We start from the raw sequence: 14429 nt of genomic DNA, 5'->3' as shown, positions 1-14429 counted from the left end.
ACGGCCACCGCACGCGACGCAGAACCGCGGATCAGGCCGGCGAGGGCTCGATGTCGGCGTCGATCCGCTTACCGTCCTTGGCCAGGACCGTCTGCGGATGCGCTTCGCCGAGCGCCCGGCGCAGAGCGTCGAGCGTCTGCTGCCGGAGCGTCGCGGCGTCCTCGCCGTTCGCCGCGAGGTCGATCGCGTAGTTGTTCGCGGCGGCCAGCGTGTACGGATGTGCGTCACCCCGGACCGTCACGGACGTCTCGTACGTCTCCCGGGACAGCGTCAGCGCCTCACCGGACGCGCCGGTCGCCGCGAGATCGCTCGCCAGGTTCGACGCGCAGCACAGTGTGTAGGGATGCTGCTCACCGAAGCTCGCGCGTAGCTCGCCGAGCGTGACCTCGTTCAACTCCCGGGCACGCTGCACCTCGCTGGCCTGGCGGTGGACGATCGCCATGTTGGCCGCGAACAGCTGCCGGTAGTGCTGCTCCGCGACCCGTCCCTGGTAGAGCTCCATCGTCGTCCGGCCGGCCTCGACCGCCTCGGCCAGCTTCCCCGTCTCGCGCAGCACGTTGACCAGGCTCACCCGGGCCAGCAGCGTCTCCGGGTGGGCGGCGCCGAGCCGGTTCTGGCTGGCGATCAGCAGCTCGCGCGCGTACGTCTCCGCCTTCGCGGCCTGCCCGAGCTTGCGATAGCCCATCACGATGATGCGCCGGGCGCCGAGCGTCCACGTGTGGTTGGTGCCGAGGACGGCCTCCATGCGCGGGAAGATCTCCTCCTGCACCCGGAGGGACTCCGAGTAGTTGCCCAGCCCGTAGAGGTCACGGGCGACGTTGCCGACCCAGGCGAAGTAGAGACCGTGCCGCGAACCGAGCAGCGCTCGGCCCGCCGTCACGTTCCACTGGTCGATCTCCAGCGCGGCCTCGAAGTTCCCCACCATGCGGTAGTCGACGCCGACCGAGTTCGCGGTACGCAGCGTGGAGACGTCCTCCTCGCCGAGCGTGCGCAGCTGGAGTTCGTAGTTCTCCCGGTCGAGCCGGAGCGCCTCCTCGAAGCGGCCCAGCGCGCGCAGACCGGCGGTGACGCTGTTGACCGTCGCCATCGAGTGCTCGTGCTGCGGGCCGAGCGTGCGCCGGAACGCCTCGAGAATCTCCTCGTCCAGCTCCAGCGCGCGGACCGTGTCGCCGAGCTGCCGGATCGCGTTGGCCAGGTGGCGGCGGGCCAGCAGGGTCAGCTCGTCGTCCTCGCCCCAGCGGGCGGTCCAGGCCGGCAGCACGAGCTGCGCCAGGTCGCGCGAACTCTCGTAGTCGCCGAGATTGAAGCGGTACCGGATCTGGTCCAGCACCACGCGACGGGCGGCCGCCTGGTCGGAGTCGATCACTCCGGACGGGACGATGTGCGCGGACAGCTCCGCGTGCTTGTCCATCTCCGACTGCGCGATCCGGTCGGGGTTGCCCGGGTTGGCCTGCGCCAGCATCTGCTGCACCGTGCGAGCCGCCTCGACCTGCTGGGACGAGTCCATCTCGGCCTGCACCATGGCCTGCACCAGGCGGTGGATCTGGAACCGCTCGCGGCGCGTGTCGTACCGCGCCAGCTCGAGACGGCCGATCGTGCGCACGGTGCGCTGCAGCGGCGCCTGGTCCCGCAGGACGGACTCGACCGAGCCGTAGGACTGGGCGGCCAGCCGGGCCCGGTACAGCATGTCCAGCGAAATCCACTCCGGGCCGAAGTACGAGCTGAGCCGCAGCAGTTGCGCCGCGGTGGCGGAACTGTCGTCGAGCTGCCGGATCGCGATACTCATCGCCGCCGAGGCGTGCCGCGGATATCCCTCGGGCAGGTGGGCCTCCTGCTGCCGGGTCATCTCCTCGTCCACGAGTCGCAGATATTCCTGAATGGACCGGCCGGTCTCGCGGATCCACGCCGCGGCCTGCGCGAGCGAGATCGGGAAGTCACCCAGCCGCTGCGCGACGAGCTGCGCGTCCTCCTCGGACATGATCGGCTCATTGCGGATGCCGGGCGGCGGCGTGACGCCGGGGCGGATGCCCTGGCGGAGCAACGCGACGCTCTCCTCCCGGCTGAAGAGGCCGACCTCGACCTGGACCGAACGGCCGCCTTCGGTCCAGGAGAGCTCGCGCGTGGTGATCAGGACGTGGCCGGCCCGCGTGTCCGGAACAAGACCGCCGCTCTCGGCCGTGAGACCGGCCCCAAGGCTCTGCGGGTCCGGCGCGTTGTCGAAGACGATCAGCCAGCGACGGTACGGCGAGCGGTCGGACAGCGCCTGGAGCACGCGGCGGATGGTCTCCGCCGAGTCGCCGGTGACCGGCAGCTTGAGCTCCTTGGCGAGGTCGACGAGGGAACGCCGCACCTCGGACGGGTCCTCCGCGGCCACCCACCAGATGAGGTCGTAGTCACCCCGGGCGCGGTGCCGATGCGCGTATTCCAGCGCGATCTGCGTCTTACCGACGCCGCCGAGACCGAAGAGCGCGCGCGGCAGCAGCACCGCGGTCTGCGGCGAGTTGAGGAGAAGCCCGCGAACGTTGTCGAGTATGTCCTCGCGCCCGACGAAGTTCGTGTTACGAGACGGTACGCTCGTCCATCCGGCCGGGGTCGGCAACATCGCCGGGATAGCGGCCTGGTTCTGGGATAGCGTTACGCCTCTGGAATCCACGACATTCTCTCTGCTGGGACGTGACCGTTGGCTCGACGGCACGCGCACGGGCGTCCCCATCAACTCGCGCAGCCGTTCCGCCCTGTCACGGTACACCCCACCGGCGGCGTCCAGAACCGCTATGGCCACCGTGGCGAACGCTTTATAGGCAGGATCAAGATCGACTACATCCTCTTCGGATGCGAGGACGGAGAGAAAGTCGACAGATACTCCCAGACGTCGTGCCAGGTACTGCGATACCTCGGCCAGCACCTCCAGTGCCTCGCGCCTACTCAGTTCGCCCAACAGGACAGAACGTAGTCCTGGAAGAAAATCGTATTCTGCCGTTCGTGAGTGATGAGGCGAATCGTCGGAGTTCACTCGGATGAGCAGGCCACCGAGGAACACCTCGCGCAACGCGGAGGGCGCCGATTCCGGCAACTGGGCGTTCTGGATCAACGTCATGATCGGCAAGGTCAGCGGTGCGGCCGCGGCCAGCAGTTCCGCCAGACGGAACGCGTCCTTGGACGCCGTCTCGGCGAACCTGTGCAGCACGGTCTCGGGCGGCCCGGCCGGGCCCTCGGCGTTGTGCTCACCGTCGAGCATCCGGCCGAGCAGCAGCGCCTTCCCCCGGAACATCGTGCCCTCACCGGCGGTCATCAGCGCGGCCCAGCTCGCCAGCCAGCGCCGCTCGAGCTCCAGCACCGGGATCGCGACACCGGACTCGGCCGGCACGATCGCCGGGCTGGCGGACGCATAGGTCAGGTCGCGATTCGCGGCACCGGGACCGGCCGACCGCAGACGCACCGGCCAGACCCGTGGGCCGCAGTCGTCCCACAACCGCTGCGGCAGCGGCTGGACGACGGCAACCGGCCCGGCGTCCGCCCACACCGACAGCGCCGCCGCCATCCGGCCGTCCCGCCAGGCGGGGCCGATCGTGTCGCTGACCACGACGACGGCCCGCCGCCGGCGCGGATCGACCAGTGCACCGGGCGGCCCGGCCCGCTGTCCGCTGCCGCGTGGCGTCACGCTCAGCACGCCGGGGGCGTCGCTGTCACAACTCCAGAGCCGCACGTCACGGAACGCGCCCAGGTCGCGCAGCAGGGTGTCGAGCTCGCCGACGGTCTGCGCGGACACTTCCATCGACCGGGACTCGTCGACGACCAGCGCCACGTCCAGCCACCGCTCCTCCGCGGGCGCGAAGACGGGCAGCCACAGATCGGTGTCGGCCGCCAGGTCCGCCGTGGCATCGGCGTCCAGCACCGTGCCGGCACCGTTGCGCACCCGTCGCTTCAACGGCCGCAGCGCGAGCTCGAGGCCGAGACGGTTCGGAAGCGCGCTGCCCGCGGGCGTGCGCAGCGTGTTGCGCTGCTCCACGGGCGGGACGGCGGCTTCGTGGTGGACCTCCACCTGCACGGGCACCGGTTCGGCGAGCGCCGGTTCCGCAGCCTGACCCGTCCCCGGGCCGAGGTGGGCCGGGTCCGGCCCGGCGCCGGTCTCCGGTGGCTCGCCCGGGCCGGGCTGTGCCGGTGGAGACGGGACCTGCGACTCCGGGGCCTCCGGCGGCTCCGGCGTGGCCGGCCGCGGCGCCGGCGGCACCACCGGTGCCGGGGAGACCGCCCGCAGCAGCCACAGCGCATCGGCGAGATCGGTGGCCGTGGGCTCGAGCCCGCCGGTGGCCAGGACGAGGCGCTCGACGATGCCGTTCGTCACTACGAGGCCTCGCTACCGGGCGGCGCGAAGAGGTTGTCGATCACTCGCCGGCTCGCCTGCTGATCGCTCGTCAATCCGGACAGCGCGAGGTAGATGGCGTTGAGCAGGCGGTCGGTCGGCAGGTCGGCCGCGTCCCGTTCGGCGATGAACCGGTTGAACAGCGCCTCGACCTCCGCGGTCGCCGGCGCGCCGAGCTGCTCGCGAACGATCGTCTCGAGCTTCGCCCGGCTCGGCGCGCTGATCCGCGCGTGCAGGCACCGCCGCCGGAACGCGTGCGGGAACTCGCGCTCGCCGTTGCTGGTGATGATGATGACCGGGAACGCGTGGCACCGCACCCGGCCGTTCCTGACCTGCACCGTCGTGCCGTCCGCCGCGACCACCGGCACCGGCTCCGCGGACCGCTCACGGGCCAGTTCCGGAATGGTGAACTCGCCCTCCTCGAGCACGTTGAGCAGGTCGTTGGGCAGGTCGATGTCGCCCTTGTCGAACTCGTCGACGAGCAGGACGCGAGGCCGGTCCCGGGCCACCAGTGCGGTGCCCAAGGGTCCCAGACCGATGAATTCGGCCGCTCCGGCCGACGGCTCCTCGTCGCGCAGGCGTTGCAGGTTCGCCTTCTGCAGGCGGCCGACCGCGTCGTACCGGTAGAGGCTCTCCTGCACCTGGGACCGGCTCGTCACCGGCCAGTAGAGCACGGGACCCAACTGCAGTTCCCAGGCGACGCTGAGCGCGAGCGTGGACTTGCCGGTGCCGGGCTTGCCGGTGACCAGCAGCGGCCGGCGCAGGTAAATCGCGGCGTTGACCATGTCAGCCAGCTCGGGATCGGGCCGGTACGCCTCCGCTCGCAGATCGGCGCCGGGCCGGTGGTCGGTCTGCCCGGGACCGGTGGCGTCCTCTGCCGGAGGGAGCGTCTCGCCGTCGAACCGGCGCCACGGCGGAGCGTCGGGCAGCCTTGAGATGCCGTCGTGCCGCCGGCCGTCGCCGCGATAGATCTTCCAGCCGGCGTCGCCGGGCAGGGGCTCGTCCGTCACGATCATCCTCTTCGCGGTGAGTTGAGGTATCTGAGGGCAACGTGCGAGCCGCGGGTGGCGTCACACGCGACGAGACTGAGCTCGCCGGCGAACCGGGCGACATCGTCTCCGGCCTCGTCCGTCTGGCGGCGCCACCGGAACACCTGATTCGGCAGATCCCGAACAGGCTTGTGATGAAGGAAAGTTTCGAGAGTGCGCCGGAATTCCGTTGAAAGCTTTCCGTCTCGGCACCAGATGACGAATGGCACTCCTTCGGAGAGGGCCGCGGTGATCGCATCCGGCGTTTCGAGATCTGCCCGTTCATAGGGCGGGCGGCCGAGCGCGAGCAGGGTCACGTCGGGCGAGCTTAGTCGACGGATATCGGGCTCCGCCATGGCCCCGGAATCCGCGGTGAAAACCATGACGTGCGTTCCCGTGGTCATTTGGTCTTCGACCGCGCGCCACTTCTCGAACCATTGCGGCCACAGATCATCGCGATCGCTGCTCATCCGCTCGTAGCTGCGGATGACCAGCCGGCGACGCTGGCCGAGGACATATGGTTGCGTATCCCGGAACTGCCATTGATCAACAGGCTCGGTCAGCAGCGATCGCGGCAGCACCAGCTCCACGGTCAGCGCGTCCAGGTTGTAGTTCAATTCGCGCGGAACGGTCTTGAGCGTGCTTCCGATCTTCGTTTTCGTGGTGGCCAGATCCGCCGCGTCGTCCGAGCTCGCGAGCGCGCGTGCCGGACCGGAGCCGATCTGGATCGTGGCCGAGTAGACGTACTGGTGGGGATCGACGCCGTCCGGCGTGATCCGGCAGACCAGGTACGACGGCTCCGGCGCCTCGTCGCCGACGACGATGCCCCGGCGCAGGTCCTCGATCTGGTCACGGACGATCCGCATGCGGATGGCCAGCCGGTCCGACCAGGCCCGAAGCGGGCCGCGAACCGTCTCGGCACGTCCGGCCACGTGCTCCGCGAACACGATGACCCTCGGCAGGCCGTCGGGCGCGGTCATGCGCTCCACTTGGCGCAGATAGTCGCCGGCCGCGAGCGGTCCGCCCTGCCTCAACGCGAACGCCGGCAGACACTGCGCATACGCGCGATCCAGCACCTCCACCGGCAGGTCCCGCAGCAGGCCCAGGATCGCCGCCCGCTCCGCGTCGGTGAGCAGCGCCTCCAGGTAGACCGTCCCGATCTGCAGCGCGAGGTTGTCCAGCGCCGGCCGCTCGTCGTCGCAGAAGTTCCGAAGGATCGCCAGCATCTTCTGCGGCGCACCCGGGATGCCGTGACACTTGTTGACGATCTCGTGGATGTCCACCACGAGATCGGCGGAGACCTCGATGCTCAGCCGGGCGCCGCTGCCCTCTGACACGTCGTCGACCAGCATCTCGAGGAAGACCCGCCGGGCGACGGGGCTGCGCAGCCGTTCGAACCCACGGAGCGCGTTGACCAGCAGCTTGCGGTGCTCGGGCTGGAGCGCGCCGGAGTAGCGCGCCGGCGGTCGCTCCGGCTGCAGGTCGTGACCACCGAACTCGGTGATGATCCCGTCGGTGAGATCCTGGCGGCCCCCGTTGATGTCCCGCTCGAAGTACGCCACCGTGTGGATCAGGTCTCGGAGACCGCCCGACCAGCGCCGGCACACCTCGACGATCTCGTCCACCGACGGCGTGCCCGCCCGCGCACCCAGCTCCATCCGCACCACGTCCGGCAGGAGCTCGACTATCCGGCGCAGCGTCCCCCGATCGCGCACGCTGTGCAGGCCGGCCAGGGCGCGCACCAGACGATCGCCGACCGCCGCATCGTCCTGGGCGCCGGCCCGGCGCTCACCCTGCATCAGGCCGGCCAGCGGCCGCCAGTACCGTGCGACGACGTCGAGCGGGATCATCCAGGAGAGGTGGCCCGCCCGGCCGACACCGGCGGCGACCACCAGGCCGATCACCGGCTCGACGTCGGTGCCGGAGCCGGTGTGCACTATGCCGCCGCCGCTGAAGCCACTCCGCACCGCGCTCGCACCGTCGGCCCCGTCGAGCTGCAGCCACTCGGCGTTCGGCCCGGCGGCACGACCGAGCCGCTGGCTCACCCAGCGGCCACGCGTCATGTCGTCCTCTCCCCCGAACACCGCGACCGTCGCGCCGTGCCGCCCGGAGACCGACGCGAGCGGCGCCGGCACCACGCCGGCCGGAACGTCGCCGATCAGACGCAGCACCGCGATGTCACCGCCGTCCTCCGGCTGGACAGCCGGAAACCACCCCTCGGGCATCGCCTCCAGCTCGAACGACGAGCCGGAGGACGAGAACGGAAAGGTGGCCCGCACCCCGGCCTCGGCCAGCGGCGGATGGATGCCGGCGTCCGTGAAGATGTGTGCGCAGGTCAGAACGATGTTGTCAGAGATGAGGACGCCGCCGCCGAGTTGATGACCGTCAGGAGCGGTGATCCGGACTCGCCAGGAGTCGGCGTTCAAGCCGGATCACCCGGGCCGCGCTCCCAGACGACGGTCACCGTGAACTGCGCCTCGGCCCCGGCCTTCGCGATGACCGCCTTCGCCTCGGCTGTCAGCTTCACACCGAACGCCAACTCGATGCGGGCCGGCGCGGCCGACATCCGGCTCAGTTCCGATATCGCCTCGTCGGCCGCCTCCCGGACGTCGGACAGCGCGCCGACCAGCGTGGACGCGGCATCCCCGGTGACCGCCTCGCGGCGGCCTCCGACGCGCACCACGGTCTGCTCGTCCTCCACCTCGACGAAGATCTGTCGTCCGGAGACGAGCTCGAACGGCGTGAGTTGAGGCATGGTGAGACCCTCCGGTGCCGAGCGTCTGATCAGGAGCGAGGCGCCTCGCATGATCAGCATTCTATGTGGCGCACACCACCCTGGGTCACCCCGGAACGACGGATGGGCACTGACCCGACGGAGGAGGCGATCCGGGCGCCGGTGCGGGGGCCGCATCGACGGAATACCATCTCCGTGCGTCCGTCGATCGGGGGACTTGAGGATGACCGAAGCGCTGGAGTTCGGTGTGCTGGGGCCGCTGCGGATGTGGCCGCCGGGCGCCGACGCCACGCTGACCGCGCCGAGACTGCGCGGGCTGCTCACGCTGCTGCTGGTGGAACCGGAACCGGTGCCGGTGGGGCAGGCCGGGGCCGCGTTCGGCGGGACGCGCACGGCCGGGCCGGTGCACGTGGCGATCCATCGGCTGCGGCGCTGGCTGGGCGAGCACGGCGGCCCGCGGCTGGAGCTGACGCCGGCCGGCTACCGGCTGGACGTGCCCGTGGAGGCCGTCGACGCCGGCCGGTTCCGGCGGCTGGTCGCGGACGGCCGGGCCCGGCGGGACACCGGCACCCTGATCGAGGCGCTGGAGCTGTGGCGCGGCCCGGTCGCGGCCGACGCGCCACACGGCCTCCGCCAGCGGTACGCGGTGCGTACCCTGGACCGGGTGCGCCGTGAGGTGACCACCGAGGTCGCGGTCGCCTGCCTGGCCGACGGCACCGCGCACCGGTCACTGCCGGTGGTCGAGCGGATGGCGGAGTCCGCGCCGCTGGACGAGCTGGCCCAGTCACTGCGCGCGCTCACGCTCGCCGCGTGCGGGCTCCAGGCGGAGGCGCTGGACGTGATCGCCCGGACCACCCGGCTGCTCGCGGACGAGCTGGGCGTGGACGCGGGACAGCACCTGGCGGAGGCCCGTCTCCGGGTCCTCCGCCAGGACTATTCTCAACTTCCGCTGATCAGCCACATGGCGTAGTCGGGGCTGAACGTACCGGCCGGGAGGTTCCTGATCCGGCCGCAGTCGGGGCCGTCGGAGTCACCCGGCACCTTCAGCCAGAGCAGCATCTCCGCGCCGCCCGAGGTGTTCACCCGCGAGGTCTCGCCGAGCTTCACACCGTCCGGGTTGCACCAGTCGTCCTTGTGCCCGTTGCCGTTGCGGCTGGTATCGATCACGAACGGCTTGGCCGAGCCCAGATTCGCGTTGATGTCGTTCGCGTACGTGGTGGAGTCCGCGGTGGGCCAGAAGTTCGACGTGTTCACCGCGAACCCGTGCGCGTTCGCGATCCCGGACCGGCCCAGCCGCTCCGCGATCGTCTCCGCCGCGATCCAGCCGGCGTTGCCCGCGTCGATGTACGTCCAGGTCTGGCCGCCGAACGCGTCGACCGCGTGCGTGACCAGCCCGAACCGCTCGGTCATCTGCGCTGCGGAGAGGCAGTCGACCTGGGTGACCGCGTCCGGCTCCAGGACCACGATCGCCGGCCGCCCGGCCACGCCGGCGGCGAACTCGGTGATCCACGTCCGGTACGCGGCCGCGCTCGCCGCACCGCCCGCGGACTGACCGTCGCAGTCGCGTTTCGGGATGTTGTACGCGACCAGGATCGGCACCTTCCCCGCGGCGCTCGCACCGTCGACGTAGGCGTCGGTCGCGGCCCGCACGTCACCGCTCCAGTCCCCGAACCAGCGTGCGCCCGCCTTGGTGGCCAGGTTGTCGCGGATCGCCGGCATACGCGCGTCGCCCGGGTTCTCCGCCACCCATTTCAGCGGGTTGGAGTCCGGGTCGGTGTAGAAGCCCTTCGCGGCCGCGATCTGCCCCGGCGTCTGCCCGGCGGGCGGCGGCGCGCCGTCCCGCACCCAGTCACCGGCCATCGGCTTGTCGCCGGTCTGCCCGAACGTGAACTCCGCGTAGTCGGCGTTGCCGGGCGCGTTGCTGTTCTTCAGGAACCAGCTGTTCGGTGACCGGAACACGCCGGCCGTGTCCTTGCCGTCGCCGTTCCAGTCACCGACTACGGGCTTGTCGCCGTTGCCGCCGTAGACGAACTGCGTCTCTGGCGCGGCCGTGCCCTCCAGCTGGTCGCGCAGCGCGAAGCGGCGCTCGCCGGGCCGGTAGTAGCCGAGACTGTCCTGGCCGTCGCCGTCCCAGTCGCCGACCAGGATCGTGTCCGTCGACGCGCCGAACGGCACCCCGACCTGGGTCGCCCCACCGTCGTGCGTGTTGCGGATCCGCACGGTCCGGTCGCCGGGCCGCCAGGTCGCGAACGTGTCCGTGCCGTTGCCGTCCCAGTCGCCGACCAGCGGTACGTCGGAGGCGGTCGCGAACGACGCCACGAATTTGTGGTCGGCCGGCCCGTCCCCGGTGAACGAGTTGCGTAGATAGACGGTCCTCGTCGACGGGTTCCAGAACCCGATGCCGTCCACGCCGTCGCCGTCCCAGTCCCCGGTGAAGCCCACGTCACCGGCCACGCCCACGGTGACGTAGGCGTCCGCCGGCCCGGTGGTGAGGCTGTTGCGGATGAAGACCCGGTGCTCCGCGGCCCGGAAGACCGCGACCGTGTCCTTCTTGACCTCGGGCTGCGGATCCGGGTCGGGATCCGGGTCCGTGCCGCCGCCGGTGCCCTTGCCGAGTAGCGCGAACGCCAGCAGCCCGGTGGCCGTGAAGTCGATCGCCGGCTCGTTGCTCATCCACGCCTCGGTGTCGTCCAGGTACCGCGCCCCGTTGCCGGAGAAGGCCGCGTACTGATCGACGCCGTCGACCGGGCACGACTCGCTGGTCTCCAGACCCTCGAACTCGTCCTCGCCGTTCGGGCCGTTGACCGCGGCCCCGGTCAGGATCGCGCCGGTGCCGCTCAAATCCGCGACCTGGTGGTGCGGGCACTTCGGGAACGTGTCACCGACGCCGACGATCAGCGAGACACCCCACGGGTTGCCGCCCAGCGCCCAGTTCGCCTGCGACTGCGCGAACGCCCGGTAGGTGCTCGTGCCGAAGACCTCGTCGTACCGGGTGGCCTGCGCGATCAGGCCCAGCGTGTACGAGGTGGAGTCGTAGTTCGCATACTCCGCACCGGCCCGGAAGCGGTCCGCGTTCGCCCGGGCGACGGCCTCGTCCAGCCGCGCCTGCTGGTGCTGCCGGATGCTCTCCGGCGTGACCGCGAACCCGGTGGTGCCGGTCGCGGTGAGCTCCTCAGCCAGGTCGGGCAGCGCGATGCCGCCCACGTCGTAGAGGTTGAGCGTGCTTCCGCCCTCCTCGATGTAGTTCTTCGCGTGCAGCGCGGCCTGGTTGAGCCAGCCCTGCGCACGGGAGTCACCGAGCGCGCGGCCGGCCCGGGCCAGCTCGGTCGCGGCGTAGACGATGTCGTCCCGCCACACCGTCTCCGGGTAGAAGGCGAACGGGTACGCGGTGACCAGCTTCGACGGCGGGTTGCTGATCTGCGCCTTGCCGTAGATCGCGGCGGCCTTCGCCAGGTCGGACGCGGCCCGCGCGGGGTCGCTGGCCGCGTGCCGCTGCGCGGAGAGTGCGAACGCGGCCGAGACCCGCCCGGCCAGGTTCGGGCTGATCTGCGCGCCGGGCGCGTTCGCCCGCAGCACCGGCCGGTAGCGCAGGTAGTACTTCCCGGTCCCGGCCCGGTCGGTGATCGTGGAGTCCGCCTCCGGCAGCCGCCAGTCGCCGTGGTCGCCGGCGAAGGTGCCCGCGCTGTTGCCGCCGCCCAGGCCGACCTGCACGTAGAGGACGTTGTCGGTCTCGTCCCACATCTTGTCGAGCCACGCCATCGCGTGCTCGATCTCCGCGGCGCGGGCCGGGTCGGTGCTGCCGGAACGCTCCGCGACCTGTAGCGCGCCGACCGCGTACGCGGTGGTGTGGGTGAACTTGAGGTAGTCGCCGGCGTCGAACCAGCCGCCGGAGACGTCCACCTTCGGCGTGTTGCTGATCGCGCTGAGGTTGCCGACGATCACGTCGCTGCCGTCCTGGAACGTGGGCACGTTGTAGACGGTGGCGGACACGTCGTCCGGGTGGGACGGCTGCCGGTTCAGCGCGCCGGGGATCACGTTCGCGCCGTCGCGCTGGGTCTGGAAGAACGTGCTCATCGCGCGGGAGACCGGCGCGTACAGGTCGGCGCGGCTGCCGATCTCGAACGCCGCCGACGTACCCACGCCGCTGATCTGGATCGTGTAGGTGCCGGGGGTGGTGACGTCGGTGAAGTCGATCGGCAGCACCGCGTTGTACGCGCTGTTCCAGGAGCCGCGGCTGGTGCCGACCCGGCCGGACCTGACCGTGGCGCCGGCGGAGCTGACCACGCTGAACGCGGCGGCGGACTGCGCGGTCGTACCCATCAGGTACGCGATCTTCTCCTGGTCGGCCTGGTAGCCGACCTGGTTGAGCCGGATGTAGGAGGCCGCGGCGGCGGACGCGGGTGACGGTGTGACGGTCAGGCTCCCGGCCGCGAGCAGTAACGCTGCGGCGAGGGCGGTGGCGGTTCGGAGCGGTGGTCTCATGGGTGTCCCCGTTGCTCGGAGGGCGTAGAAACGCTCCACCTGAAGCTAGGAAGGGGGGACTTACCGACGGCTTACCGATCTCTTTCAGGCACGCACCATCGCGGCCTTGTCGCAGGCCACGGCGCCTCTGCACGTCGCCAGCGCGGTCAGCGCCGCGTCCAACGCCGCCCGGCGGGCCGGGCTGAGCGCCGCCGCGGTGTTGCGCAGCTGGTGCGGGTCGGTGCGGCGGTCGTAGAACTCGCGTGCGCCGCTCGCGTAACGCACGAACGTCCACTCCGGAGTCCGGAGTGCCACATAGGACTCCGGAATCACCTTCTGCCGATCCGGATCGTCCGGACGTGACTCCGGACTGCCCGACTCTGGACTGCCCGACTCTGGATGATGGTGCTCGATCAGCGCGGCGGTTCTCCAACCGGCCCCCACGATACCGGAGTCCTCCGGAATTCCGGAGCCCTTCGGCATCCCGGAGTACACCGGAATTCCGGAGGAGGTCAGTGACAGCGGACCGCGGGACCCCGGCGTGGCCGCGGAGGGCGGCGGTAGCGCGTCACGGTCTTCCCGCGCCGTGGAGATCAACGACAGGAGGCTGCGGCCGTCCACGTCCGGCGGCGTATCAGCGCCGGCCAACGCGTCGAACGTGGGCCGCAGATCGATGTTCTCCGCGGTCTCCGCAACCCTCCTGCCTTTCTCGACCCCGGGACCAGACATGATCAGCGGTACGCGGACGTCCGTCTCGAACGCGGTCTGCTTCCCCACGGTCAGCCGGTACTCGCCGAGGTGGAACCCGTTGTCCGAGCTGAACACGAGCACGGTGTCGTCCGCGACGCCGGTCTCCGCCAGCGTGGCCCGCAGCCCGCCGATCATCCGGTCGATCGACAGCACCGACTGCGCGCGCTTGCGGTAGGCGTCGTCGATCCTGCCCCGCTGCGCGTCGTTGAGCGGCGGCCGGCCGGCCAGCCACGGCGGCGGGTTCACCGGCAGCCGGTCGAACGCGGGCCCGCGCGGCGCGGTCAGTCCCGGGAACGCGTTCGCGTCCTGCGGCGCCGGCGCGAACGGCGAGTGCGGCGCGAACGTGGAGATCTCCACCAGGAACGGCTGTTTGCGCTGCGCGGAGGTCCGGATGAACGACTCGGCCTTCGCACCGAGCACGCCGGTGAGGTACTGCCCGCCGTACCCGCGGATCCGCCCGTTCTCGTTGAGTGCGTATCCGACCTGCGCGTACGCGTTGCCGGCGACCGCCCACTCGTCCCATCCCGGCGGCACGTGCCCGGACGCGGGGTCGTAGCCGTTGAGGTACTTGCCGAACAGCGCGGTGCGATATCCGGCCGCGCGCAGCCCGGTCGCGAACGTGTCCTCCTCGTTGCCCCGCCGCCGGAACACCGGAAAGCCGCCGGCCGGCCCCGCGTTCGCGAGCACGCCGGTGTTGTGCGGAAACCTGCCGGTGAGGATCGACGCGCGCGACGGGCAGCACAGCGAGTTCGTGACCACGTAGTTCGAGAACGACACGCCCTCCGCCGCCAGCCTCCGCACCTGCGGCATGAACCGCAGCAGGTCCACGGTCAGGTCGTCGGTCAGCACGAACACGATGTTCGGCCGCCCGGCGGTCACCTCCGGCGTCGCCGGCCCCACCCCCGGCCCCGGCTCACAGGTCACCGCCAGGCCCAGCGTCACCAACGCCGCCCCGGCGGCCCGCCACAGAGACCCCACCGGCCCTCCCCTCGACATTCCAGACAATAAGCCCGAAGCGCCCGTGTCGTACCCATGTGGCGGGGTGTTCGGTGGGGTTGTCTCGGGCGTCCGATAGGGAGCCTTCTGTGCCGGT

General features: G+C 71.0%; 7 protein-coding genes. 1 reads left to right on the top strand and 6 read right to left on the bottom strand.

Annotated features, from left to right (window positions below; translation table 11 throughout):
• Positions 1 to 31: 31 nt before the first annotated feature.
• The 4 genes from fxsT to J2S43_RS06635 are packed head-to-tail and all read right to left on the bottom strand — an operon-like array spanning position 32 to position 8146.
• Positions 32 to 4345 carry an FxSxx-COOH system tetratricopeptide repeat protein gene (fxsT, locus tag J2S43_RS06650; protein ID WP_306827716.1) on the bottom strand — a complete coding sequence of 1438 codons (4314 nt, stop codon included), beginning with the start codon at positions 4343 to 4345 and terminating at the stop codon, positions 32 to 34.
• Positions 4345 to 5373: an AAA family ATPase gene (locus J2S43_RS06645; RefSeq protein ID WP_306827715.1), complete on the bottom strand. Its 1029-nt coding sequence runs from the start codon at positions 5371 to 5373 to the stop codon at positions 4345 to 4347. Before J2S43_RS06645 ends, fxsT begins: the two co-directional genes overlap by 1 nt.
• 2 nt (positions 5374 to 5375) lie before the next feature.
• A complete protein-coding gene (locus tag J2S43_RS06640; protein ID WP_370881607.1) occupies positions 5376 to 7817 on the bottom strand; it encodes a VMAP-C domain-containing protein in 2442 nt (813 codons plus the stop codon).
• Positions 7814 to 8146: a CU044_2847 family protein gene (locus tag J2S43_RS06635; protein WP_306827713.1), complete on the bottom strand. Its 333-nt coding sequence runs from the start codon at positions 8144 to 8146 to the stop codon at positions 7814 to 7816. Before J2S43_RS06635 ends, J2S43_RS06640 begins: the two co-directional genes overlap by 4 nt.
• Before the next feature lie 202 nt (positions 8147 to 8348).
• Here J2S43_RS06635 and J2S43_RS06630 point away from each other — a divergent pair, with 202 nt between their 5' ends.
• Complete coding sequence (locus tag J2S43_RS06630; RefSeq protein WP_306827712.1) at positions 8349 to 9095, top strand: AfsR/SARP family transcriptional regulator; 747 nt, start codon at positions 8349 to 8351, stop codon at positions 9093 to 9095.
• On the opposite strand, the gene J2S43_RS06625 is transcribed toward J2S43_RS06630, so the two are convergent.
• Together J2S43_RS06625 and J2S43_RS06620 are read right to left on the bottom strand one after the other, a co-directional pair.
• The gene (locus J2S43_RS06625) at positions 9065 to 12607 is read right to left on the bottom strand and encodes a glycoside hydrolase family 9 protein (RefSeq protein ID WP_306827711.1); all 3543 of its coding nucleotides are present in this window, start codon (positions 12605 to 12607) and stop codon (positions 9065 to 9067) included. The two genes, J2S43_RS06630 and J2S43_RS06625, sit on opposite strands and share 31 nt — an antisense overlap.
• Positions 12608 to 12691: 84 nt before the next feature.
• Positions 12692 to 14314 carry a sulfatase family protein gene (locus J2S43_RS06620; RefSeq protein ID WP_306827710.1) on the bottom strand — a complete coding sequence of 541 codons (1623 nt, stop codon included), beginning with the start codon at positions 14312 to 14314 and terminating at the stop codon, positions 12692 to 12694.
• Positions 14315 to 14429: the final 115 nt, after the last annotated feature.

Origin of the sequence: Catenuloplanes nepalensis (genome assembly GCF_030811575.1) — a bacterium.
GTDB lineage: Bacteria > Actinomycetota > Actinomycetes > Mycobacteriales > Micromonosporaceae > Catenuloplanes > Catenuloplanes nepalensis.
This window is presented reverse-complemented; position numbering and strand designations above follow the sequence as displayed.